The organism is Paraglaciecola hydrolytica (genome assembly GCF_001565895.1).
Lineage (GTDB): Bacteria > Pseudomonadota > Gammaproteobacteria > Enterobacterales > Alteromonadaceae > Paraglaciecola > Paraglaciecola hydrolytica.
The window spans coordinates 1-1,611 of record NZ_LSNE01000008.1; the positions used below are offsets into that span (position 1 = coordinate 1).

The window sequence follows — 1,611 nt, forward strand, 5'->3', positions numbered from 1 at the left end:
GTGTTGAATACTGGTGTGTTTTGAGGTTTCTGGCGTGGTGTCCATCTTAGCTCGAATAGGATTCAAGTCGACGTAAGCCATACAGGCTAGTACGGCGGTTTCATCTAAAAGAGCTTGTGATTTGAATCGTCCTTCCCAAAATCTGCCGGTACATTCATCTTCTTTATTGGCTTCGCGGGCTATGTATTCATTGAGGTTACGCATAAACCAACTGATGTCATACAAACGTTGGCGGTAAACAGCCGTCGTTTCTTCTACCACCATTAATTCAGACTCACTCATCATTATGCGTTGTTCGGGATTAAGATATTTGTTGGTCAACAATGTACCTTTATGCAAAGCGTGCCAACGCATTAATACCTCCTCCATTGTCCAGTTTTCTACTAAAGCTTTATCCACACACAGCACCACATGTGTGTGATTACTCATCACTGCAAAAGCCGCAATATCAATGGCAAAAACAGTCCCTAAAAACAACAAACGTTCTTCAACCCAGCCACGACGATGTTCATAATTTTGCCCCGTGAATTTATCTTCACCGCACAAAAATGAACGACGAACACAACGGGAAACACAATGGTAATAAGGGGTATCGGTTAAACTGATTTGAGTTTTGCGTGACTGTGGCATGACGGACCATCCTTGTTTATGTGAATAACTAAGAGTTTAGGACAGAACAATTTTTTTGCTATTTTAAGATGGGTGTCATATTAATTATATTTATTGCACTTATTTCAGGCCTTGGATTAGTAGTCTTCCAGGAACCCCCACCATTAGAATCAGGGTATGTATAGCTATCTGATTTGTTTGTGAATACAGGTACCACTTCAAAAGTGATTCCATCCTGAAAGCTCACCGATACTATTTGACCATCCCCGCCAATACTTGATGTTGAATATGTCTTCTGCATCGAATTACGCACTGATTGAAGCAATGCGGATTGACCATTTCCCGTATATTTATCATATTGAAAATAAAGAGAAGATGGCAATTCAAAAACCATATCAAGATCACTAAACCCTTGAATTGAAGTACCCCGTCCGTATGATCCGACATAGAGACTATGTGACGTATCTGAAGTTGTACTCCAGAAATCTGTATTTAACCTCCGAGTAATCGCTTTGTAGCGACTTGAGATAGTACCTCCATCTTGTATCTGGAGATTTGAGCAGAAATCACTAAACCAATTAGATAAACTCATCTCTAGATCCTAAAAGCTAACGCCCCAAGCAGGGGATTTTATGAGTGTTTTTCAGCGAGTAAAATTCCCGCTGACTTGACTTGTTATACGCTACTACAAAGGCCATTTAAGACCAAAACTTTCAAAACTTGAATCAGAACCTTTGATGTTGCCTACCGATAGTGAAAGAACAAATTCGGCATTATTCAATGTTTCTAATTGTTCATTTGCAACAGGTTGAATTCTTCCTAACCAATCGTTATCAATAATTGGGTGTGGCGGTTCTGAACGCTTAAAAATATATGAATTGTTTTCGAACACTAAAATACCAATAAACAAAGCGACATCATCCTCTCCGTTTTCCGTTTCAGCCCACAAAAGTAAAGCTAATTTTTTATTAAGTGCTTCCATGTATATCCAGCGTATAACGC

2 protein-coding genes and 1 pseudogene are annotated in these 1,611 nt (G+C 39.4%); all 3 read right to left on the minus strand.

Annotated features, from left to right (window positions below; translation table 11 throughout):
- A pseudogene (locus tag AX660_RS15750) lies at positions 1-630 on the minus strand (transposase); the annotation flags it as partial.
- A 58-nt stretch (positions 631-688) separates the two neighbouring features.
- Positions 689-1,201, minus strand: a complete 513-nt coding sequence (locus tag AX660_RS15755; RefSeq protein ID WP_068378708.1) for an SMODS domain-containing nucleotidyltransferase — start codon at positions 1,199-1,201, stop codon at positions 689-691.
- Positions 1,202-1,294: 93 nt separating this feature from the next.
- A partial coding sequence (locus AX660_RS15760) for a hypothetical protein (RefSeq protein ID WP_235594760.1) occupies positions 1,295-1,611 on the minus strand: 317 nt, incomplete at its 5' end.